At 40.3% G+C, this 22,650-nt stretch carries 16 protein-coding genes, 1 tRNA gene and 3 rRNA genes; 8 read left to right on the top strand and 12 right to left on the bottom strand.

What is annotated here, in order from left to right; genetic code table 11:
- Positions 1-8 precede the first annotated feature (8 nt).
- Together ACR30L_RS02230 and frdA are read right to left on the bottom strand one after the other, a co-directional pair.
- Positions 9-746, bottom strand: coding sequence for a succinate dehydrogenase/fumarate reductase iron-sulfur subunit (locus tag ACR30L_RS02230; RefSeq protein ID WP_435236421.1), 738 nt, complete (start codon positions 744-746; stop codon positions 9-11).
- The gene (frdA, locus tag ACR30L_RS02225) at positions 743-2,530 is read right to left on the bottom strand and encodes a fumarate reductase (quinol) flavoprotein subunit (protein ID WP_435236420.1); all 1,788 of its coding nucleotides are present in this window, start codon (positions 2,528-2,530) and stop codon (positions 743-745) included. The genes ACR30L_RS02230 and frdA overlap by 4 nt, the downstream gene beginning before the upstream one ends.
- A gap of 229 nt (positions 2,531-2,759) precedes the next feature.
- Between frdA and epmA the strand changes: the two genes are divergently transcribed.
- Both epmA and ACR30L_RS02215 read left to right on the top strand, forming a co-directional pair.
- The gene (gene epmA, locus ACR30L_RS02220; protein ID WP_435236419.1) at positions 2,760-3,740 is read left to right on the top strand and encodes an elongation factor P--(R)-beta-lysine ligase; all 981 of its coding nucleotides are present in this window, start codon (positions 2,760-2,762) and stop codon (positions 3,738-3,740) included.
- 280 nt (positions 3,741-4,020) lie between these two features.
- On the top strand, positions 4,021-4,281 hold the full coding sequence (locus ACR30L_RS02215) for a DUF4404 family protein (RefSeq protein ID WP_435236418.1): 261 nt from the start codon (positions 4,021-4,023) through the stop codon (positions 4,279-4,281).
- 403 nt (positions 4,282-4,684) lie between these two features.
- Here the strand turns inward: ACR30L_RS02215 and rrf are convergent.
- The 6 genes from rrf to ACR30L_RS02185 all read right to left on the bottom strand — a co-directional run bounded on the left by rrf (position 4,685) and on the right by ACR30L_RS02185 (position 12,690).
- A 5S ribosomal RNA gene (rrf, locus tag ACR30L_RS02210) occupies positions 4,685-4,800 on the bottom strand.
- Positions 4,801-4,945: 145 nt separating this feature from the next.
- Positions 4,946-7,833 (bottom strand): 23S ribosomal RNA (locus ACR30L_RS02205).
- Between the two features lie 399 nt (positions 7,834-8,232).
- Positions 8,233-8,308 (bottom strand) — tRNA-Glu (locus tag ACR30L_RS02200).
- Positions 8,309-8,376: 68 nt separating this feature from the next.
- Positions 8,377-9,919, bottom strand: a 16S ribosomal RNA gene (locus tag ACR30L_RS02195).
- The 16S, 23S and 5S rRNA genes sit together here with 1 tRNA gene alongside, the layout of an rRNA operon.
- A 534-nt stretch (positions 9,920-10,453) precedes the next feature.
- Positions 10,454-10,741: a pyrimidine/purine nucleoside phosphorylase gene (locus ACR30L_RS02190; RefSeq protein ID WP_435236417.1), complete on the bottom strand. Its 288-nt coding sequence runs from the start codon at positions 10,739-10,741 to the stop codon at positions 10,454-10,456.
- 29 nt (positions 10,742-10,770) lie between these two features.
- Positions 10,771-12,690 carry an ABC transporter ATP-binding protein gene (locus ACR30L_RS02185; protein WP_435236416.1) on the bottom strand — a complete coding sequence of 640 codons (1,920 nt, stop codon included), beginning with the start codon at positions 12,688-12,690 and terminating at the stop codon, positions 10,771-10,773.
- A gap of 285 nt (positions 12,691-12,975) precedes the next feature.
- On the opposite strand from ACR30L_RS02185, the gene slyD reads away from it, so the two are divergent.
- Entirely contained in the window at positions 12,976-13,587 is a 612-nt protein-coding gene (gene slyD / locus ACR30L_RS02180) for a peptidylprolyl isomerase (RefSeq protein ID WP_435236415.1), read from the top strand.
- Between the two features lie 57 nt (positions 13,588-13,644).
- Here the strand turns inward: slyD and ACR30L_RS02175 are convergent, their stop codons facing one another.
- Together ACR30L_RS02175 and ACR30L_RS02170 are read right to left on the bottom strand one after the other, a co-directional pair.
- On the bottom strand, positions 13,645-14,010 hold the full coding sequence (locus tag ACR30L_RS02175) for a hypothetical protein (RefSeq protein WP_435236414.1): 366 nt from the start codon (positions 14,008-14,010) through the stop codon (positions 13,645-13,647).
- 11 nt (positions 14,011-14,021) lie between these two features.
- Positions 14,022-14,300, bottom strand: a complete 279-nt coding sequence (locus ACR30L_RS02170; RefSeq protein WP_435236413.1) for a flagellar basal body rod C-terminal domain-containing protein — start codon at positions 14,298-14,300, stop codon at positions 14,022-14,024.
- A gap of 231 nt (positions 14,301-14,531) precedes the next feature.
- Between ACR30L_RS02170 and ACR30L_RS02165 the strand changes: the two genes are divergently transcribed.
- From ACR30L_RS02165 to ACR30L_RS02155, 3 genes are all read left to right on the top strand, one after another.
- Positions 14,532-15,278 (top strand): ComF family protein, encoded by a 747-nt coding sequence (locus tag ACR30L_RS02165; RefSeq protein WP_435236412.1) that lies wholly within the window; start codon positions 14,532-14,534, stop codon positions 15,276-15,278.
- An 84-nt stretch (positions 15,279-15,362) separates the two neighbouring features.
- Positions 15,363-15,944: a Fe-S biogenesis protein NfuA gene (nfuA, locus tag ACR30L_RS02160; protein WP_435236411.1), complete on the top strand. Its 582-nt coding sequence runs from the start codon at positions 15,363-15,365 to the stop codon at positions 15,942-15,944.
- A 369-nt stretch (positions 15,945-16,313) separates the two neighbouring features.
- Positions 16,314-18,050 (top strand): DEAD/DEAH box helicase, encoded by a 1,737-nt coding sequence (locus ACR30L_RS02155; RefSeq protein WP_435236410.1) that lies wholly within the window; start codon positions 16,314-16,316, stop codon positions 18,048-18,050.
- 195 nt (positions 18,051-18,245) lie between these two features.
- On the opposite strand, the gene glmU is transcribed toward ACR30L_RS02155, so the two are convergent.
- Both glmU and ACR30L_RS02145 read right to left on the bottom strand, forming a co-directional pair.
- A complete protein-coding gene (glmU, locus tag ACR30L_RS02150; RefSeq protein ID WP_435236409.1) occupies positions 18,246-19,607 on the bottom strand; it encodes a bifunctional UDP-N-acetylglucosamine diphosphorylase/glucosamine-1-phosphate N-acetyltransferase GlmU in 1,362 nt (453 codons plus the stop codon).
- 164 nt (positions 19,608-19,771) lie between these two features.
- Positions 19,772-20,245, bottom strand: coding sequence for an Lrp/AsnC family transcriptional regulator (locus ACR30L_RS02145; RefSeq protein WP_435236408.1), 474 nt, complete (start codon positions 20,243-20,245; stop codon positions 19,772-19,774).
- A 198-nt stretch (positions 20,246-20,443) separates the two neighbouring features.
- Between ACR30L_RS02145 and nadE the strand changes: the two genes are divergently transcribed.
- A complete protein-coding gene (gene nadE / locus ACR30L_RS02140; RefSeq protein ID WP_435236407.1) occupies positions 20,444-21,277 on the top strand; it encodes an ammonia-dependent NAD(+) synthetase in 834 nt (277 codons plus the stop codon).
- A gap of 216 nt (positions 21,278-21,493) precedes the next feature.
- Positions 21,494-22,606, top strand: a complete 1,113-nt coding sequence (asd, locus tag ACR30L_RS02135; protein WP_435236406.1) for an aspartate-semialdehyde dehydrogenase — start codon at positions 21,494-21,496, stop codon at positions 22,604-22,606.
- Positions 22,607-22,650 lie beyond the last annotated feature (44 nt).

Raw genomic sequence — 22,650 nt, 5'->3', positions numbered from 1 at the left:
CTTACTCCCTATTCAGGTTTAAACATACCAATTATATAATCTTTACTGCTTTCAACTTTAAGTTGTTGGATTGCAGCTGCCGGATCAACACCTTTTGGACAAACTGCTGAACAGTAACCAACGAAAGTACATCCCCAAACACCTTTTTCTTCATTCACTATTTTCATACGCTCAGCTTCACCCTGATCTCGACTATCTCGATTGTAGCGCGCAAGCAAAGCTAATCCAGCGGGACCTGTAAAGCTATGGTCTAACCCGTATTGCGGACAGGCTGCATAACAAAGCCCACAGTTAATACACATAGAGTATTGCTTAAATAAGGCCATCTGAGCAGGTGTTTGAACATGAGGACCTTCTGATAAAGGCTTCTTATCTTTGGTAATGATATAAGGTTTTATCTCTTCTAACTTTTCAATAAACTCATCCATTACAACAACAAGATCACGCTCTATTGGAAAGTTAGCCATAGGCTGTATAACGATTTTTTTAGCGGGATAATCTCGCAAGAACGTTTTACAACCTAATTTAGGGTAGCCATCAACCATCATGCCACAACTACCACAAACTGCCATACGACATGACCAACGGAAACTAAGTGTGCTATCTAAATGATCCTTAATGTACTGAAGACTTTCTAAAACGGAAGTTTCTTCTGTATAAGGTACCTCAAAGCTTTGCAAAAAAGGTTCTTGATCAATTTCAGGTCGGTAACGCTGTACATCGACTCTAAAAGTTAACTCACTCATTGTGCTTTCTCCTTTGCCTTTGCTTGGTCTGTTCCAGCTTCACCGTAAAGTCGTTCTGCAGGCTGGCTCTTTGTAATTGTAACGGGTGAATGCTCTATTATTGGTGCTTTATCTGCTTGGTAATACGCTAAAGAATGTTTTAAGAAATTCACATCATCACGCTTATCAAAACCATCTATACGTTGATGAGAACCGCGAGACTCTTCACGTGCAATCGCACTATATGCCATTGCTTCAGCAGTATCTAATAAGTAGCCCAATTCTAAGGCATATAAAAACTCAGTATTAAACACACTTGATTTATCTACAATCTTAATATTTTTATAACGTTCTTTTAGTTCAGTGAGTTTATCAATTGTTTTTTGCATCGACTCTTTTGTTCGATAAATACCGACGCCCTCTTCCATGGAATCTCCCATTTCAAGACGGATGTCTGCCATGTTTTCCGTACCATCGTTATGCAATAACGCTTCGGTACGTTGCATAATGTCTGCCGCATGTTTTTCAACAATACTGCTATCAATATGTTCATGTTCACGCGCAAAATTAGCGGCTTCTTGTCCTGCTAACTGACCGAATACAGCAAGCTCAGTCAATGAATTTGAACCAAGGCGGTTAGCACCATGTAAGCCGACCGATGCACATTCACCGATTGCATATAAACCACTTAATTTAGTTGCAGTTTTAGCATTGGTTTCAATGCCCCCCATTGTGTAGTGCACTGTAGGACGTACTGGAATTGGTTCATAAACAGGATCAATACCAACATATGCTTTTGCAAGTTCACGGATAAATGGTAAACGTTCATTTATTTTATCTTCACCAAGATGACGAATATCAAGATAAACAACATCACCACGTGGCGTTTTCACTACATTACCTTTTTGTTGTTCTTGCCAAAAACATTGACTTAATTTGTCACGAGGACCAAGTTCCATATATTTATTTTTAGTCTCGCCAATTGGCGTTTCAGGGCCTAGACCATAATCTTGTAAGTAACGGTAACCATCTTTATTGGTCATAATACCGCCTTCACCACGACAACCTTCTGTCATTAAAATCCCTGTACCTGGTAAACCTGTTGGATGGTATTGAACAAACTCCATATCTCTTAAAGGCACACCATGTCGATAAGCAAGCGACATTCCGTCACCAGTAACAATCCCACCATTTGTATTATAACTATACACACGACCGGCGCCGCCTGTTGCCATAATAACCGACTTAGCTTGAATTATTTTTGCTTCGCCTTCAGCAATATCAAGGATAACAAGCCCTTGTATTTTATCGTTTTCAACAATCAAATCTAAACAAAAATGTTCATCAAAACGAGTTATTTTCGGATGCTGCATCGATGTTTGAAAAAGTGTATGTAAAATATGGAAGCCACTTTTATCAGCAGCAAACCATGTTCGTTCTACTTTCATACCACCAAACGCACGAACGTTAATAGAACCATCGGGTTGACGATTCCAAGGACACCCCCAGTGCTCAAGTTGGGTTAATTGTTCAGCTGCATTTTCTACAAAATATTGAACAACATCTTGTTCACACAACCAGTCCCCACCAGAAACCGTATCATTAAAGTGATAGTCAAATGAATCTTGATCTTTGATAACACCTGCCGCACCACCTTCAGCCGCAACCGTATGACTACGCATTGGGTATACTTTAGAAATTAAGGCAATATCAAGATCTGGATGATTTTCTGCTATTTCAATAGCTGCTCGGAGACCAGAGCCACCTGCACCAACGATAGCAACATCAGTTTTTATTATCTGCACACACTTTCTCCCATTAACATTTATTTAATAGTTATAACAATTTAGTTTATCAGTGATTACTTTATAATACGTGAGAAAAGTCAAGTTTTCGGAACTATTATAACCAAAGCTGGAGACATAGAGCAGTTAACACATCACGCTTTTAATATAAAATTAGGCTTTATTTAGCCTCCTTGGTTTATTTAATAAAAATAAGAACTAATTAGATTACAGCAAAAAAGGAAATAAAATGAATTGGTTACCAACTGCAAGCATGTCAAAATTGCAAGAAAGGGCAAAAATAATACAAATGATACGCCAATTTTTTATTCAGCGTAGTTTATTAGAAGTAGAAACGCCAACTTTAAGTCAATCTGGTGTTACAGATATTCATCTTTTTTGTTTTAAAACTAACTTTATAGGTGCTGACCTTTCGTTAACAAATCAAACAACTGACGGATTACCCTTATATTTACAAACATCACCAGAATTTCACATGAAGCGTTTATTAGCAGCAGGTAGTGGTTCTATTTTTCAAATATGTAAAGCATTTAGGAATGAAGAATCAGGTCGATTTCATAATCCAGAATTTACCATATTGGAATGGTATCAAGTAGATTATGACCATCAACAATTGATGAATGAAATGGACCAACTATTACAACTCACATTAAATTGTGAATCAGCACGTCGTTGCACGTACCAAAATGCCTTTTTAGAAGTATTAAACGTAGATCCATTGGCTGCATCTTTAGATGAATTAAAACAAGCTGGTAACAAATTAAAATTGGGTTCGGTGCTAGATAATGAGACGGATAAAGACACCGTTTTACAATTATTATTTTGTATTGCTATCGAACCTGTTATTGCGATTAAGAAGCCTTGCTTTATATATGACTTTCCTGCTTCCCAAGCTGCTTTAGCAAGAATATCTGAACATGATCCTCGTGTTGCAAAGCGCTTTGAAGTTTATTATAAAGGCATTGAGCTTGCTAATGGCTTCCATGAATTAAATGATCCTGAAGAACAATTAAACCGTTTTAATAAAGATAATCAAATAAGAAAAATTAAAGGGTTAGATGAAATGCCAATCGATAAGAATTTCATTAATTCATTAGAAAAACTGCCAAATTGTTCAGGTGTTGCTCTCGGTATTGATCGCCTGATTATGCTCGCGACTAAACAACAGCACATTGATAATGTATTAAGTTTTACAATCAAACGGGCTTAATGATATGGCAAAGTTATGGTTAACCGATCGCAGTTACACTTTTTGGGCATCAATAATAAGAATTGTTTATTGGATAATGGCCCTTTTATTATCTGAACTATATCTTCAACATTATGCAGAACATGTATGGTTCAAATTTGGGCTAATAATAATTAGTTTATTGTATGTCATCGTATTTCTTCTCTTAACACGTAAGCTCGATCACTTTTTTGAAAAACGAAAAGATTAATATTGTACATACGAGCTACACTTAATTGAAAACAATAATAAAGAGGTGTCTATGCCAATCAGAAAAGTTAAAAATGAATTTGATAAATTAACGGCTATTTTAGAGACAGAACCAATTGCAGATGAATGTACAGCTGGAGAATTGACTCGGATTCGAGACCAATTCCAAGATGCAATAAAGTCAGGCGATCCAGCACAATTGCTCAAAGAGAAAAAAATTGAACAGCAATTACTCTTACTTGAAGAAAATAATCCAGTTATTAGTAAAGCGATTAAAGATGTCATCAATGCTTTATCTGGTATGGGAATTTAAATATCGACCTTTCCCAGTAAATCTTCCATAAGCAATCCCCCCTGTAGATACCTGCCTATAGGGGGAGCTTCATTAGGATCTTGGCGATGACACTCATCCGCTCATTACCCTAATTCGCCCTACTATCACATGAGTTGAATCCCAACATATGGCGACACATTATATTCCCCTTGCTTGAGCGGTCATCATTTTGATGCGCTTAAACGAAAAAATCCCTGCTGACGTTAGTCAACAGGGATTTATCGTTTATTAGGCGCTTGGCGATAACAGTCGTCGCGGAGCTCCTCCGCTCGTGAAACATCGCTGTCGCGATACTCGCCCCTACTCTCTGTAGGTTATCTGTAAATCATCAGAATTAAAAAAACCCAGTAAGAAAAGACCTACTGGGTTTGTTTAATTAGGCGCTTGGCGATGCCCTACTCTCACATGGGGAAACCCCACACTACCATCGGCGCAACTGCGTTTCACTTCTGAGTTCGGCATGGAGTCAGGTGGGACCACAGCGCTAGTGTCGCCAAGCATAAAAAGTAATTAGAAAAGCTAATGTTTTATTTTTGTTCTGCTCTTTTATTTATCTAATCTTTGCAAAAATGCTTTGTAAAATACGCTTCGCAAGCTTATTTTCTTAAGTTGTCTTGGTCTAACCAATGTACTTAGACATTGTATGGTTAAGCCTCACGGGTAATTAGTACAAGTTAGCTCAATACGTTACCGTACTTACACACCTTGCCTATCAACGTTGTAGTCTTCAACGGCCCTTTAGGGAGATTAAATCTCCAGTGAGAACTCATCTTGAGGCTCGCTTCCCGCTTAGATGCTTTCAGCGGTTATCGATTCCGAACGTAGCTACTGGGCAATGCCATTGGCATGACAACCCAAACACCAGCGGTTCGTCCACTCCGGTCCTCTCGTACTAGGAGCAGCTCCTCTCAATTCTCAAACGCCCACGGCAGATAGGGACCGAACTGTCTCACGACGTTCTAAACCCAGCTCGCGTACCACTTTAAATGGCGAACAGCCATACCCTTGGGACCGACTTCAGCCCCAGGATGTGATGAGCCGACATCGAGGTGCCAAACACCGCCGTCGATATGAACTCTTGGGCGGTATCAGCCTGTTATCCCCGGAGTACCTTTTATCCGTTGAGCGATGGCCCTTCCATTCAGAACCACCGGATCACTATGACCTACTTTCGTACCTGCTCGACGTGTCTGTCTCGCAGTTAAGCTGGCTTATACCATTGTACTAACCTCACGATGTCCGACCGTGATTAGCCAACCTTCGTACTCCTCCGTTACTCTTTGGGAGGAGACCGCCCCAGTCAAACTACCCACCAAACAGTGTCCCAAACCCCGATTCAGGGGCCATGGTTAGAACTCAAAACATACAAGGGTGGTATTTCAAGGTTGGCTCCACGTCATCTGGCGACAACGTTTCAAAGCCTCCCACCTATCCTACACATGTAGGCTCTAAGTTCACTGCTAAGCTGTAGTAAAGGTTCACGGGGTCTTTCCGTCTAGCCGCGGGTACACTGCATCTTCACAGCGATTTCAACTTCACTGAGTCTCGGGTGGAGACAGCATGGCCATCATTACGCCATTCGTGCAGGTCGGAACTTACCCGACAAGGAATTTCGCTACCTTAGGACCGTTATAGTTACGGCCGCCGTTTACCGGGGCTTCGATCAAGAGCTTCGACCTAAGTCTAACCCCATCAATTAACCTTCCGGCACCGGGCAGGCGTCACACCGTATACGTCATCTTGCGATTTTGCACAGTGCTGTGTTTTTAATAAACAGTTGCAGCCATCTGGTATCTTCGGCCGACAGGGGCTTAGAGAGTAAATCTCATCACCTCCATCGGCGTACCTTCTCCCGAAGTTACGGTACCATTTTGCCTAGTTCCTTCACCCGAGTTCTCTCAAGCGCCTTGGTATTCTCTACCTGACCACCTGTGTCGGTTTGGGGTACGATCCTTATATTTCTGAAGCTTAGAGACTTTTCCTGGAAGTATGGCATCAATGACTTCATCACCGTAGTGACTCGACATCGTGTCTCAGCATATAGTGTTCCGGATTTACCTAAAACACCTGCCTACGCACTTGAACCTGGACAACCATCGCCAGGCCCACCTAGCCTTCTCCGTCCTCCCATCGCAAAATATAAGGGTACGGGAATATTAACCCGTTTCCCATCGACTACGCCTTTCGGCCTCGCCTTAGGGGTCGACTCACCCTGCCCCGATTAACGTTGGACAGGAACCCTTGGTCTTCCGGCGGGGAGGTTTTTCACCCCCCTTATCGTTACTCATGTCAACATTCGCACTTCTGATACCTCCAGGATGGTTTACACCTTTCCCTTCGACGGCTTACAGAACGCTCCTCTACCACGCGTATAAATACGCGTCCGCAGCTTCGGTGATATGTTTAGCCCCGTTAAATCTTCCGCGCAGACCGACTCGACCAGTGAGCTATTACGCTTTCTTTAAAGGATGGCTGCTTCTAAGCCAACCTCCTGGCTGTCTGAGCCTTTCCACATCGTTTCCCACTTAACATATACTTTGGGACCTTAGCTGGCGGTCTGGGTTGTTTCCCTTTCCACGACGGACGTTAGCACCCGCCGTGTGTCTCCCGTGATTGCACTTGTTGGTATTCGGAGTTTGCATGGGGTTGGTAAGTCGGGATGACCCCCTAGCCCAAACAGTGCTCTACCCCCAACAGTGATACACGAGGCGCTACCTAAATAGCTTTCGAGGAGAACCAGCTATCTCTTGGTTTGATTGGCCTTTCACCCCCAGCCACAAGTCATCCCCTAATTTTTCAACATTAGTGGGTTCGGTCCTCCAGTTGATGTTACTCAACCTTCAACCTGCTCATGGCTAGATCACCAAGTTTCGGGTCTAATCCCAGCAACTAATCGCCCAGTTAAGACTCGGTTTCCCTACGGCTACCCTAGATGGTTAACCTTGCTACTGAAATTAAGTCGTTGACCCATTATACAAAAGGTACGCAGTCACGGAATAAATCCGCTCCTACTGCTTGTACGTACACGGTTTCAGGTTCTATTTCACTCCCCTCACAGGGGTTCTTTTCGCCTTTCCCTCACGGTACTGGTTCACTATCGGTCAATTAGGAGTATTTAGCCTTGGAGGATGGTCCCCCCATATTCAGTCAGAATTTCTCGTGCTCCGACCTACTCGATTTCACTTAGAAGAAGTTTTGGTGTACAGGACTATCACCTTGTACCGTTGCACTTTCCAGAGCATTCCACTAACTTTTACTAAGCTTAAGGGCTGACCCAATTTCGCTCGCCGCTACTTTCGGGATCTCGGTTGATTTCTTTTCCTAAGGGTACTTAGATGTTTCAGTTCCCCTCGTTCGCTTCGCTTAGCTATGTATTCACTAAGCGATGACACCGAAGTGCCGGGTTGCCCCATTCGGAGATTCCAGGATATAACGTTTGTTATCAACTCCCCTGGACTTATCGCAGATTACCACGTCCTTCATCGCCTCTAATTGCCTAGGCATCCACCGTGCACGCTTATTCACTTAACCATACAATATCTAAAGACATTGTATGTTGTTTCCAAGACGCTTGCGATTTCTCATATTTTACATATGAAAAACGCATTTGCGTTTTTCGTGCACCTAGAGTTAATCAAATTAACTCGTAGATACGTACGTTACTCAAAGTATCAATTTGAATAACATTTTATTTTTGCTTGATTACAATTACTAAAACCTGAGTTTTAATAATTGAGAACAATTTCGTTTATATTTATCTATACATCACAATAAATTGTAATGTAGTTGATAAATAAGAACTTTATCAGCTTTCCTAATTGTTAAAGAGCAGTGTTAAAAAACACTTTATAAGTATTGTTACTTATAAAGTACTTTTCATTGGGTTTACAAAGAATATAAGAAAAGATTAAGTATCTTTTCGTATGGTAGTGGTATCCCCAAGGGGATTTGAACCCCTGTTACCGCCGTGAAAGGGCGGTGTCCTAGGCCTCTAGACGATGGGGACCCGGAACTTTTGCACTTTATCATTCTAATCAAACAATCTGTGTGGGCACTAATAGTCGTTTCTTTACGTAAGGAGGTGATCCAGCCCCAGGTTCCCCTAGGGCTACCTTGTTACGACTTCACCCCAGTCATGAACCACACCGTGGTCATCGCCATCCCCGAAAGGTTAAGCTAATGACTTCTGGTGCAGCCCACTCCCATGGTGTGACGGGCGGTGTGTACAAGGCCCGGGAACGTATTCACCGTGGCATTCTGATCCACGATTACTAGCGATTCCAACTTCACGGAGTCGAGTTGCAGACTCCGATCCGGACTACGACAAACTTTATGAGATTCGCATACCTTCGCAGGTTAGCAACCCTTTGTATTTGCCATTGTAGCACGTGTGTAGCCCATCCCGTAAGGGCCATGATGACTTGACGTCGTCCCCACCTTCCTCCGGTTTATCACCGGCAGTCTCCCTAGAGTTCCCACCATTACGTGCTGGCAACTAAGGATAAGGGTTGCGCTCGTTGCGGGACTTAACCCAACATTTCACAACACGAGCTGACGACAGCCATGCAGCACCTGTCTCAGAGTTCCCGAAGGCACTCTACTATCTCTAACAGATTCTCTGGATGTCAAGGGATGGTAAGGTTCTTCGCGTTGCATCGAATTAAACCACATGCTCCACCGCTTGTGCGGGCCCCCGTCAATTCATTTGAGTTTTAACCTTGCGGCCGTACTCCCCAGGCGGTCTATTTAATGCGTTAGCTTTGAAACCCACGGCATATAGCCACAAACTTCTAATAGACATCGTTTACTGCGTGGACTACCGGGGTATCTAATCCCGTTTGCTCCCCACGCCTTCGCGTCTCAGTGTCAGTTACTGTCCAGGTGGCCGCCTTCGCCACTGGTATTCCTTCAGATCTCTACGCATTTCACCGCTACACCTGAAATTCTACCACCCTCTACAAAACTCTAGTTAACCAGTTTCAAATGCAGTTCCAGGGTTGAGCCCTGGGCTTTCACATCTGACTTAATTAACCACCTACACGCGCTTTACGCCCAGTAATTCCGATTAACGCTCGCACCCTCCGTATTACCGCGGCTGCTGGCACGGAGTTAGCCGGTGCTTCTTCTGCGAGTAACGTCACAGAATGCAGTTATTAACTACATCCCTTTCCTCCTCGCTGAAAGTGCTTTACAACCCGAAAGCCTTCTTCACACACGCGGCATGGCTGCATCAGGGTTTCCCCCATTGTGCAATATTCCCCACTGCTGCCTCCCGTAGGAGTCTGGACCGTGTCTCAGTTCCAGTGTGGCTGGTCATCCTCTAAGACCAGCTAGGGATCGTCGCCTTGGTAAGCCATTACCTTACCAACTAGCTAATCCCACTTGGGCTAATCAATAGGCGTAAGGCCCGAAGGTCCCCTACTTTGCTCCGAAGAGATTATGCGGTATTAGCAGTCGTTTCCAACTGTTGTCCCCCACCTATTGGCATATACCCAAGCATTACTCACCCGTCCGCCACTCGTCATCAACTAGCAAGCTAATTATGTTACCGTTCGACTTGCATGTGTTAAGCCTGCCGCCAGCGTTCAATCTGAGCCATGATCAAACTCTTCAATTTAAAGTTTAATTTGCAACCTAAGTTGCGACTCAATACTACTGACTAAAACTAAAGAACTTACGTTCTTTTGTTATTCTGAATTAATGAATTAATTCGTGTGTCACTGATATTGATTTTTGTCCCGAAGGACTATTTTGAAATCGACTATCAATGCGCACACAGATTGTTTGATTAAATTGTTAAAGAGCAAGCCTTTCGGCTAGGCGGCGTATATTACGCGCCTTTCGAACAATGTCAACGTCTTATTTAAACTTAATTTCAAATCGAAATTTGAAGCGCTTATGCGTTTGTGATGCTCTCGGTAACCGGTTTAACTTGCGTCGTTCCCGTTTCCGTGGATGCGCATTATAGAGATTCCGAGATCGTTAGCAAGCGTTTTATAGCGATATTTTGAATTTAATTATCACATGCTGTTTTAATGGCCAATCCGTCTATTTTACAGACCACATAAGTTTGTTTTTTATACTTAATCGTTTTATTAAATATAAAAAAGGAACCGAAGCTCCTTAATATAAACCATTCGTTTGTTCTATATTATTTCTCATAAAGACAAAGATAAGCAGTTTGTACTGTCACTTTAACATCAAAGCTTTCATTAGCTTGCACTTCAAATGTTTCTGCTGCATTAAATGTTTGCCATTCTGATGTACCTGGAAGCTTTACGGTTAAAGCACCACTCACAACAGTCATGTACTCTTTTGCATTGGTTGAAAATGTATATTCACCAATTTCCATAACACCCACTGTTGCTGGTAATGTGTCGCTTTGAAATGCGATTGACTGTACATTCCCTTCAAAATACTCATTTGTTTCAAAACTCATTATCGTTCCTTTGTTGTCGTTATTAATGATTATTGTACGGTTATATCAAATTCATTCTGTAATGTTTCAATTGTTTCTTGAGCATCCATCCAATTCATTTCGGCCTCTTCAAGCGATTCTTTTATCTCTGCTTGCTGCTTTAGCATCTCTGTTAAGCGTGCTTTTTCACTATGCTCATACAATGCGGTATCGGCTAATTGCTCTTCTATCTTTTCTAATTGCTCGGTTAATTTATCCATTAACGTTTCAGATGTAGATAATTGCTTCTTATAAGGTGTTAGCTTTTTACGAAACTCAGCTTCTAACCTTTTTTGTTCTTTACGGTTATTACTTGGAGTCGTATTTTTTGTTATGCTCTCAGCTGGCGCCTTTTCTATCTTTTGTTGTTCTGACAACCATTTATGATAATCATCTAAATCACCAACAAAGGGTTCTACTTGTTTATCATGCACAAGGTAAAGATCATCCGTTGTAGTGCGTAAGAGATGTCTATCATGTGATACAACAACCATTGCACCTTCGAATGCTTGCAGTGCAACTGTCAAGGCATGGCGCATTTCAAGGTCGAGGTGATTGGTTGGCTCATCAAGTAATAATAAATTCGGTTTTTGCCAAACCAGTAAAGCGAGTACCAGTCTTGCTTTTTCACCACCGGAAAAAGGCCCGACTTTCTCTAACGCTTTATCCCCTTGGAAACCAAAACTACCGAGAAAATTTCGAAGCGGTAATTCTTTTTCATCGGGTGCTAAACGTGATAAATGATCCAATGGTGTATCGTCTAGTCGTAAAAACTCGAGTTGATGCTGTGCGAAATAACCAATTTTAGCATTTGGATTAACTTCTAACTTGCCAGAAAAAGGCTTCAGTTCATTGGATAATAATTTTATTAAGGTTGATTTACCTGCACCATTTCTTCCTAATAGACCTATACGACTACCTGGAACAAGATTCAATTTTATTTGATCAAGTATTAACAAATCACCGTATCCCGCACTCACTTTATCCATCGTCAACAATGGCATAGGTAACGCATCCGGCTCTCTAAACGAAAAACTAAATTGGCTATCCACATGCGCAGGCAACAATTCCTGCATACGTTCCAATGCTTTAATCCTACTTTGAGCTTGTTTGGCTTTACTTGCCTTATAACGAAAACGATCAATGTAACTATGCATATGACTAATTTGCTTTTGTTGCTTATCATAAGAAGCTTGTTGTTGTGCTAACTTTTCCGCTCGCTGTCTTTCAAAACTAGAGTAATTACCAGTATATTCATGTAATTGCATTTGTTCTATATGAACTATTTTATCAACAACAGAATCGATGAAATCTCGGTCATGTGAAATCAGAATCAATGTACCTGAATATTGACGCAACCATTTTTCTAGCCAAATAACAGCATCCAAATCAAGGTGATTGGTTGGTTCATCAAGTAACAAAAGATCCGAAGGGCAAAGTAGTGCTTGGGCTAAGTTTAAACGCATACGCCAACCACCAGAAAAATCGCTAACGCTGCGTCCCTGTGCTTGCTCCGAAAAACCAAGTCCAGCTAATAATTCGGCAGCACGAGATTCAATGGTGTATCCGCCGGCATTATCTAATTGAATATGCATCTCAGCTATTTTTGTACCATTATTCTCCGTTTCAGCTTCCCGTAATTTTTGTTGTAACGATCTAAAATGCATATCGCCATCAATGACGTACTCTATGGCTTTTTTATCTAACGCAGGGGTTTCCTGTGCCACACTCGCTAATCGCCAATGAGGTGGAATAGAGAGTTCTCCCGCTTCTACTTGACCTTGTTTTTTCAATAGCGTGAAGAAACTCGATTTGCCGCAACCATTCGCACCAACAAGTCCGACTTTTTGGCGAGGATTGATTGTTGCACTCGCATCTTTAAGTAAAGGTTTACCACCGCGCATAAATTCAATATTACTGGCAACAATCATAAATAAATTATCTCAATTTAAAGTAAGGCTATAAATAGACAGCGATGATAGCTAATTTTACAAAATTGAGCTAGGGCAACAATAAATGAAATAACATTTGTTTTATCGTTCGCATTGGTCAATCTGCTTGACTCGGTGTTGGCTACATTAGAGAATGTGGGACTATATGCCGTGTGGACCGACGTAAAAACAACTCAATGGATAATTTCTACACACCTAAATTTCACTACTGTTTATTAGGCAGCAGTGATTGAACAAAAATTCAAAAGATAGTGAGACCCCACAATGAAAGTTAAAAATGATTTAGTAGTTTCAATTCACTTCGGTGTCGCAGAAGTTGATGGTTCGCCATTAGATAGTACTGAAAATGGTGCACCGCTTGAGTTTATTCAAGGTTCACATTACTTAGTACCTGGTTTAGAAGCTGAACTAGAAGGTAAAGAAGTAGGTGACAAATTTGATGTGAAACTTGAAGCAGACCAAGCATACGGTCCTTTCCAAGAAGAATTAGTTCAAGAAGTACCACTGTCTTTATTTGAAGGTGTTGATAAAGTTGAAGTAGGTATGTCTTTCCATGCAGAAAGCGATCAAGGCCCTCGAACTGTTGAAGTGACTGCAGTAAACGATGAAACCGTTAGCATTGATGCAAACCATCCGCTTGCAGGTATGTCTCTGCAATTTGTTGGTGAAATTGTTGGAATTCGAGAAGCAACAGAAGAAGAACTTGCACATGGTCACGTTCATGGTGAACATAGCCACGGTGAACATAACCACGATCATGGCGACCATGAGTGTTGTGGTGGACACGATCACGATGATGATCATGAGTGCTGTGGTGGTGATAAAGATAAAGAAGAAAAAACTGAGGGATGTTGTGGCGGTGGTGGTTGTCACTAAGCGTCATCCAATTACATTTAATAAATGGTACTTTAAGTGCCATTTTTTTTGAATGAACTAAATTGCAAAGGATATCGTTGGATTTGGAAAAGGATGAACGGAGTCATTATAACGAGCTTGAATAACAGAGATGACTTCTTTGAAATCCTTTTTACCTTCTAATGTTATATCTTGACCGTCAGACTCAGGAGTCAATGATTCCTTTCTTGCCATAAAAAACTGACTTCGTTTTTTGTCAGAAGAAGACTCTTGATATTCATCCTGCTGTGTATGTTCATGGTCTTCATGGAATTTAGTGTAGGAAGATATTATTTCAGGTTTCGGAATAACCGGCCTAACTAAATTATCATGCAGCAAATTTTCCGTCGGCGGATGAAATGCCACCGCAATCGAAGAAGGAAGATGCGCATTAATATTAGCCATACAAGTAGATATTAAACGCTAGTATTAATGAGTGTGCCAACCATTTCATCTGCAGTAGTAATTACCTTTGCCGATGACTTAGCTTGGAACTCTGCCACTTTCAAATTAACTAATTCTGTTGTTAATGAAACGGGTGATTGTTCCGCAGATAATGCAACACTTTCTTGGTTTTCAATGGTACGCCCATCTGCACCAGTTGTTTGGGCGATATTAACACTTGAGCTGGTCAGCTGAGCAGAAGCATTTTGCAGCCCCGTTAGACCTGAATTGTATGCTGAACGAACATCCATAAGTACTCCTTATTTCTGATACATTTGCAAATGGATTATTTTTATTCTAACACAAATAAGTAATTTGGTTAATATTTAATCTACTATCAAAGAACAATTTTATTCATTTTAATAAAAACTAGATATTTTTCATATAAATTTTAAAAGAGTTCCTTTCACCTTTGAAAACCACACGCGCCTGAATCTGCTCTATAATTAAATGTCATTGGATAAGAACCAACGAGATGAGTTATGAAAACAAAATGGCAACCGCTAGTTAATAAATTTCAGTTTGCAATCGAGCAAATATTACCGTCCCAATGTTTGCTTTGTCATTTATCGAGTAATCAAACTTTAATTTGCCAATATTGCCATGATTCTTTAGCCGTCGCTCGCCCTTGTTGTCTTCATTGTGGCTTAGCATTATCTAAAACGCAGTATTATTGTGGCGATTGTTTAAAACAAAAACACCAGTTTACTCAATTACATGCCGTTGCAAATTATCACCCACCTTATCCCGCTTTGATTAAAAAATTTAAATACTCCAAACAACTTATCTTTGGTGAATTATTAGCAGACTTACTCGTTTCATCAATCCAATCAAATATACTTTCAACGCAATTATCGATGATTGATTACTTAATTCCAGTCCCGCTTCATAACAATAAACTCTATCTTCGTGGATTTAATCAAGCACAGTTAATTGCAGAAAAACTCTCAAAACATTTAAACATCCCAATACTATCGAATACAGTTATTCGTTCGAAAGAAACTATCGCGCAGGAAACGCTGTCATTATCAAAAAGAAAAAAGAACTTACGCCAAGCGTTTGAAATAAATGATATAAGCAAACACCGCATTCGCAACCAGCATATCGTTATCATAGACGATGTTGTTACGACAGGAGCAACAGTTAACAGCTTATCTAAAACGCTATTACAAGCAGGAGCAAAGCAAATTGATATTTGGTGTATATGTAGAACCTCACTACCAAAATAAAATAATCTCAAGAGATAACTTCCCTATTACATTTAATCCCCGTTATAATGTTTGACTAGATGACTCAAGATTAGAGGTTTTACAATGATTGAAATAACGCCCGTTGCTCAAGGACATTTTAAAAAATTACTTGAACCACAAAAAGAAGGCACTGGTATTCGCGTGTTTGTTATCAACCCAGGCACTCCAAAAGCAGAGTGTGGCGTTTCTTATTGTCCACCCGAAGCGGTTGAAGGTAGCGATCTACGATTAAACTATGATGGTTTTGATGCATTAATCGATGATGTGAGCTTGCCTTTTTTAGAAGAAGCTTTCATTGATTTGGTTGAAGAAGAAACAGGCACTCAATTAACCTTAAAAGCGCCAAATGCAAAAATGCGCAGAGTGAAGGACGATGCACCACTGATTGAACGTGTTGAATATGTTATTCAAGTACAGGTGAACCCTCAACTTGCTAGTCATGGTGGCTTTATTAAACTGATTGAAATTACCGATGATAATGTTGCAATTATTGAATTTGGAGGCGGTTGCAATGGCTGTTCTCAAGTCGATTTAACTCTAAAAGAAGGTATCGAAAAAGAACTACTCGAAGAATTTTCTGGAGAGCTTAACGCCGTTCGAGATATAACCGAACATCAAAGCGGTGATCATTCTTTTTATAAATAAAAATTTACATGCTTGAATAAAAAGTTCAAGCATCCTCCTTTTTCTCGTCTAAAATAAGATACAAACACTTAGCAAGTGTTTTTTTTCAAAATAGTGTATAAAAAGACATTTATTCCTGATTTTGTGGACAACATCAAAATAACACGGGTGTTTTATGCACAAATCAAGTAGAATGCGCTCCCTCGTAAAAGGAACCCCCTTCTAACGATGTAATATATTCAGATTAAACCTATTATGCGATTAATAACGCAAGAGTTACAAATAGTTTCAGTTCGTAAACTGAAGTGATTGATGTCCCGTAGGTATAGGCTGAATTTGGTGTATTTAATTGTCTTAAATACAGATTTAAACTGAACTCATGAGGCCACTATGTCAGAGTCACAAACAACAGAAAAAAACGCAAATACGATTACATTTACCGACCTAAACCTTCCTGAACAACTCATTAAGGTCGTTGCAGAACTAGGCTATGAAACACCTTCTCCAATTCAAGCACAATGTATTCCTCACCTTCTTAAGGGCGAAGATGTTTTAGGTCTTGCACAAACAGGTACAGGTAAAACGGCTGCGTTTGCACTGCCTTTACTTGCGAATATCGATATCGCGTCTAAAACACCACAAGTATTAGTACTTGCACCAACACGCGAACTAGCAATTCAAGTCGCAGAAGCATTTCAATCATACTCTCGCCATTTACGTGGTTTCCATGTAATGCCTATTTACGGCGGTCAAAGCTACAACATTCAGTTCAAACAATTGAACCGAGGTCCACAGGTTGTCGTTGGTACGCCTGGTCGTATTATGGATCACTTAAAACGTAAAACCTTAGATCTTTCAAATTTAAAAACATTAGTATTAGATGAAGCTGACGAAATGCTACGCATGGGCTTTATCGATGATGTTGAAACGATCATGAAAGAGATGCCTGAAAAACATCAAACAGCCTTGTTCTCAGCGACAATGCCGGATCAAATCAAACGTATCACTAAACGATACATGAATAATCCAAACGAAATTAAAATTAAAGCGAAAACGTCTACCGTTGAAAATATTGAACAAAAATGTTGGATTGTACGTGGTGTTAACAAACTTGATGCATTAACACGTATGCTTGAAACAGAAGACTTTGATGGCGTTATTATTTTTGCACGTACTAAAACAGCAACGGTTGAGTTAGCTGAACGTTTAGAAGCTCGCGGTTACCGCAGTGCAGCACTAAATGGGGATATGAATCAACAATCACGTGAACGTACTATTGCACGCTTAAAAGCAGGTAGCTTAGATATTCTAGTGGCAACTGATGTAGCTGCACGTGGCCTTGATGTTGAGCGCTTAAGCCTAGTCGTTAACTACGACATCCCAACGGATACTGAATCTTATGTTCACCGTATCGGTCGTACAGGTCGTGCAGGACGTAAAGGTAAAGCAATCTTATTTGCGGCACCACGTGAACGCCGCTTATTAAAAGCAATTGAACGTGCCACTCGTCAAGAAATCACAATGATTGATTTACCAACTCGTGACGAAGTAACACAAACACGTATCAATAACTTTGAAAAACAAATTGCAGAAGTTTGCGAAAGTGAAGATCTAACGTTCTACCGCACTTTACTTACTCAAATTGAAAATAATACAGAAATTGATAACCAAGACTTGTTAGCTGCTCTTTTATTCATGGCGCAAAAAGATAAACCTTTACAACCAGTTGAAGAAAAATTTGTAGAGCCTCGCTCAAATGACCGTGGTTTTGACCGTGGCGATAGAAATGACCGTGGGCGTCGTGATCGCAATGATCGTAGTCGTGGACGTGATCGTAATGACCGCAATGAACGTGGTGGTGATAAGCCTCGCGGTCGTGGTCGCCCAACCGATATCGAATTAGAAAGATACCGCTTAGATGTTGGTCGTTCACATGGTGTTCAAGTTAAAAACATTGTTGGTGCAATTGCTAACGAAGCAGACATCAACAGTCGTTTTATTGGTGATATCAAATTGAATGATGATTATTCAACTATTGAATTACCAAAAGGCATGCCAGATGCCACGTTAAAACATCTTGAAAAAGTATATGTTTGTAAACGTCCACTAAACATTAAAAAAGACTAAATGAAGTGAAGAGAGGCGAGCAACTAGCTTCCCTTAACTCAAACTTCTCTTAAAATAAAAAAGGTGCTAAAAGCACCTTTTTTGTATCTGCAAAACAAACAATCTAAATTTTATACCAAGCGTATTATGCCTGTTTCGCTAATTATCTACTCATTTATGCGTGTTGAAGGTAAAGGCTAGTATTCGTCGTTTTTATCACTTATTTTTAACCGGTCGCTTCCAACCGTTAATATTACGTTGTTTAGTTCTTGAAACAGCTAAGGCATTATCCGGCACATCATTTACAATCGTTGCACCTGCCGCCGTTGTTGCCCCATTGCCCACCGTGACTGGCGCGATCAACTGACAATCTGAACCGATAAACACATCGTCACCAATGGTCGTCTGGAATTTATTAGCCCCATCATAATTACAAGTAATCGTGCCAGCACCGACATTTACATTTCGACCTAATGTACTATCACCAATATAAGTTAAATGACCACACTTAGTCCCTTCACCCAAGGTCGATTTTTTCACTTCGACAAAGTTACCAATATGTACTTCTTTTTTAAGTACACTGTCTGGACGAACACGAGCAAATGGACCTATCGTCGCTCCTTCTCCCACTTGGCTAGCTTCAATAATAGAGTTATCTGAAATCACTGCATTTTGGGCAATATCACAATCAATTAAAATACAATTAGCACCAATAATAACGCCATCGCCCAATGTCACTTTACCTTTAATGATGACATTAATATCAATCTCAACATCTTGTCCACAGCTTAATTCTCCACGCAGATCAAACCGTGCGGGATCACGCAACATGACGCCAGCTAACAGTAATTGATGAGCTTGTTGCAGTTGATAAGCACGTTCTAATTGTGCAAGTTGTAAACGTGTATTAACACCTTCGACTTCAAAACCATGTTCCGGATGTACTGCACAAATACTTTTACCCTCATCATGCGCCATTTTAATAATATCAGTGATGTAATATTCATTTGCTGCATTATCATTACTTAGTGCAGGTAACCAGCGAGACAAGTCATTTGCATTGGCAACAAGTATGCCGGTATTCACTTCATTAATCGCTAATTGTATCTGCGTTGCATCCTTTTGCTCGACAATTCCGGCCACATTTCCGTCCGTTCGGACAATGCGTCCATAACCCGTTGGATTATCTAATTTAACCGTCAGTAAGCCTATTCCATCCTGCGGTTGCGCGGCAATAAGACGTTGTAGGGTTTCCTCCGATAATAATGGTACATCACCATAAACCATTAGAATTTTTTCATCGGCTTTAAAATGAGGTTGCGCAATTTGCATCGCATGGCCAGTACCAAGTTGCTCCGACTGCTTGATCCAATTTAAATCGGCCTCGTTAAGCGCCGCTTGCATTTTTTCTCCACCATGACCGTAAATCAGATGGATATTCTCAGCTCCAATCTCTTTAACAGTATCGATTACATGCTGCACCATCGGTTTATCAGCAATTTTATGGAGCACTTTAGGCAGAGACGAACACATACGAGTACCTTTACCCGCAGCAAGAATAACGACACTTAGAGACATAATGACAACCTTAAATAGAAACATTTAACTAAATGAATAATAAAGTCTTCATTTTAACGGATTTTTAAGAGGAACGTATAAGAAAATAGTGTTCTTTGAGAATCAATGGCTTCATTGCATTCTTTAATATATTTAACTTACATTGAATGAGCAGATAGGAAAGATTAACGCAGCGTATCAAGATCAACCGCAGTAAAACTTTTATTTTCGTTCAATACGACATGCGTATTAATTGTCGCTGCATACTCACTGCTACCGATTAGTTGATCATTAATAGCCAAGTAGCGAGCCATATCTCGCGTAATTATCTTTAATATATAATCACACACACCGTTAACCGTATAATATTCAACAATTTCGGGAATCGAATCCACCATGTCGATAAAAGCTTTCATCTCTTGTTGTGAATGGCTTTTCAGTTTGACATCGGCAATGCAGGTAACAAAACGACAGACTTCATTTAAATTAACACGCGCATGATAACCACTAATATACCCAGATTCTTCTAGTCGACGGACACGCTGCAAGCAAGAACTAGGCGCTAATCCAACTTGTTTTGATAATTTCTGATTAGTGATATGGCTATTTTTTTGCAGAATATCAAGAAGCTTATAATCAATTACATCTAACTTCTTCATTTGTATCCCTATATATAAGCCGATTAAGATTAGGAATCATAATTGAGAAAATTTAATAAAGAAATAGCATAGGTGATCTTTTATACCGGCTCAAAAATACTGATTATTAATTTACACTAACTTTTACTATAAAAAATAGTTACTTTTTTGCATAATCTATTTAGACATAATGATTAACTTTAACTAATAGGCCTACTCATGAAACAAGAAATATTGAAAGAGATGTGTGTATTACCCAATATCGATGTTGAACAAGAAATCCAACGTCGTATCGCATTTATCCAAAAAATACTGAAAAACGCGTACTGTAATAGTCTTGTATTAGGTATCAGTGGCGGTGTTGATTCCAGTACAACGGGTAGATTATGCCAATTAGCTGTCAATCAATTAAATGAAAAAGAAAGCACCGACAAATACCAATTTATTGCCGTTCGCTTACCTTATGCAGTTCAAAAAGATGAAGATGAAGCACAATTAGCCGTCAGTTTTATTCAACCTTCACATTGTGTCACCGTTAATGTTCAAGATGGCGCAGATGGTATCCATGCAAGCACGGTCAATGCATTAGAAAATAGCCAAATAAAACTAGCTGACAATGCCAGTTACGATTTTGTGAAAGGTAATGTCAAAGCGCGTATGCGTATGATTGCACAATACGAAATTGCTGGCCTAACTGGTGGCTTAGTGGTTGGCACGGATCACAGCGCAGAAAACATTACCGGCTTTTACACTAAACATGGTGATGGCGCATGTGATTTAGCACCGCTATTTGGATTAAATAAACGTCAAGTTCGCGCACTTGCAAAACACCTTGGCGCACCGTCGATATTAGTCGAAAAAGCACCAACGGCAGATTTAGAAGAAGATCAACCGCAATTAGAAGATGAAATTGCATTGGGCATGACTTATAACCAAATCGATGATTTTCTCGAAGGTAAAACAGTTCCTCAAGAAATTGAAGATAAACTCATCGCAATTTACCTACGTACGCAACACAAACGTCAAGCGGTTCCAACCGTTTACGACATCTAATTAATACCTAAAATAATGGCGGCCGAAGCAACTAACACTGGTCGCCAGCTTATCTTCTTAGAATATCCCCTACTTTTTCTATTAATTTACTTAGATCGCTCAAAAAACTAGCCAGAGCAAAGCAGATAATGATAGATTTAGTCTTCCGTTAATGATGACGATAATACTAGATTTATAAAATCTATCTCTCTATTTAAATTTAAGGAATGTTGGACAATGAAAAAAGTTGGTTTAGTTGGTTGGCGCGGGATGGTTGGCTCTGTACTTATGCAAAGAATGCGCGATGAAAATGACTTCGCGACAATCGAACCTGTATTTTTTACCACCTCACAAGTGGGCCTGACGTCACCTGAAATCGGCAAACCAACAGACACCTTAAAGGATGCATTCTCGATAGATGAATTAGCTAAAATGGATATCATCGTGACTTGCCAAGGTGGCGATTACACAAATGAAGTTTACCCTAAATTACGTGCAGCAGGTTGGGATGGCTATTGGATTGATGCCGCTTCATCATTACGCATGAAAGACGACAGTATTATCGTTCTAGATCCTGTTAATAAAGATGTGATTAAACAAGGATTAAGCGACGGTATTAAAACCTATGTCGGCGGTAATTGTACCGTTTCATTATTACTAATGGCACTGGGCGGACTATTTGAACAGGACCTTATCGAATGGGTTGCGCCACAAACCTACCAAGCAGCTTCAGGTGCGGGTGCACGTAATATGCGCGAATTAATTAGCCAAATGGGCTCAATTAAAGATGCTGTTGCCGATAAACTCGCCGATCCAGCCTCCGCTATTTTAGAAATTGATCAACAAGTTGCAGAGCATATCCGTAGCGATGCGTTACCAACAGAACAATTTGGTGCACCATTAGCCGGTAGTTTGATTCCATGGATTGATGTGCCAATGCCTTCAGGTCAAAGTAAAGAAGAATGGAAAGCACAGGTTGAAGCAAATAAAATATTGGGTACTAGCGACAATCAAACACCTATTGACGGTTTATGTGTTCGTATCGGAGCAATGCGTTGCCATAGCCAAGCAATCACAATGAAACTGAAAAAAGATGTATCAGTCGCAGAGATTGAGAAAATATTAGCATCTCATAATGAATGGGTGAAGGTCATTCCAAATGAACGTGATATTACCGTACAAGAATTATCACCTGCAAAAGTAACGGGCACATTAAGTGTTCCTGTTGGTCGTATTCGTAAACTTGCGATGGGCCCAGAATACGTAAGTGCATTCACTGTGGGTGATCAGCTACTTTGGGGTGCCGCAGAACCACTTCGTCGTATGCTGAATATTCTTCAAGAATCTTAAGAATATCCATTCCAATAAAATTAAAAAAGGCTTCAATTAGAAGC

Origin of the sequence: Psychromonas saccharinae (assembly GCF_051201515.1) — a bacterium.
In the GTDB taxonomy this organism is placed as follows: domain Bacteria; phylum Pseudomonadota; class Gammaproteobacteria; order Enterobacterales; family Psychromonadaceae; genus Psychromonas.
The sequence above is the reverse complement of the archived record's forward strand: the minus strand, read 5'-3'. Positions and strand labels throughout refer to the sequence as shown.

What these genes read in the sequence shown, in the direction of transcription:
- ACR30L_RS02230 (WP_435236421.1), bottom strand. Translation starts at nt 746, where the DNA reads ATGAGTGAGTTAACTTTTAGAGTCGATGTACAGCGTTACCGACCTGAA.
- epmA (WP_435236419.1), top strand. Translation starts at nt 2,760, where the DNA reads ATGAATTGGTTACCAACTGCAAGCATGTCAAAATTGCAAGAAAGGGCA.
- ACR30L_RS02215 (WP_435236418.1), top strand. Translation starts at nt 4,021, where the DNA reads ATGCCAATCAGAAAAGTTAAAAATGAATTTGATAAATTAACGGCTATT.
- ACR30L_RS02190 (WP_435236417.1), bottom strand. Translation starts at nt 10,741, where the DNA reads ATGAGTTTTGAAACAAATGAGTATTTTGAAGGGAATGTACAGTCAATC.
- ACR30L_RS02185 (WP_435236416.1), bottom strand. Translation starts at nt 12,690, where the DNA reads ATGATTGTTGCCAGTAATATTGAATTTATGCGCGGTGGTAAACCTTTA.
- slyD (WP_435236415.1), top strand. Translation starts at nt 12,976, where the DNA reads ATGAAAGTTAAAAATGATTTAGTAGTTTCAATTCACTTCGGTGTCGCA.
- ACR30L_RS02175 (WP_435236414.1), bottom strand. Translation starts at nt 14,010, where the DNA reads ATGGCTAATATTAATGCGCATCTTCCTTCTTCGATTGCGGTGGCATTT.
- ACR30L_RS02170 (WP_435236413.1), bottom strand. Translation starts at nt 14,300, where the DNA reads ATGGATGTTCGTTCAGCATACAATTCAGGTCTAACGGGGCTGCAAAAT.
- ACR30L_RS02165 (WP_435236412.1), top strand. Translation starts at nt 14,532, where the DNA reads ATGAAAACAAAATGGCAACCGCTAGTTAATAAATTTCAGTTTGCAATC.
- nfuA (WP_435236411.1), top strand. Translation starts at nt 15,363, where the DNA reads ATGATTGAAATAACGCCCGTTGCTCAAGGACATTTTAAAAAATTACTT.
- ACR30L_RS02155 (WP_435236410.1), top strand. Translation starts at nt 16,314, where the DNA reads ATGTCAGAGTCACAAACAACAGAAAAAAACGCAAATACGATTACATTT.
- glmU (WP_435236409.1), bottom strand. Translation starts at nt 19,607, where the DNA reads ATGTCTCTAAGTGTCGTTATTCTTGCTGCGGGTAAAGGTACTCGTATG.
- ACR30L_RS02145 (WP_435236408.1), bottom strand. Translation starts at nt 20,245, where the DNA reads ATGAAGAAGTTAGATGTAATTGATTATAAGCTTCTTGATATTCTGCAA.
- nadE (WP_435236407.1), top strand. Translation starts at nt 20,444, where the DNA reads ATGAAACAAGAAATATTGAAAGAGATGTGTGTATTACCCAATATCGAT.
- asd (WP_435236406.1), top strand. Translation starts at nt 21,494, where the DNA reads ATGAAAAAAGTTGGTTTAGTTGGTTGGCGCGGGATGGTTGGCTCTGTA.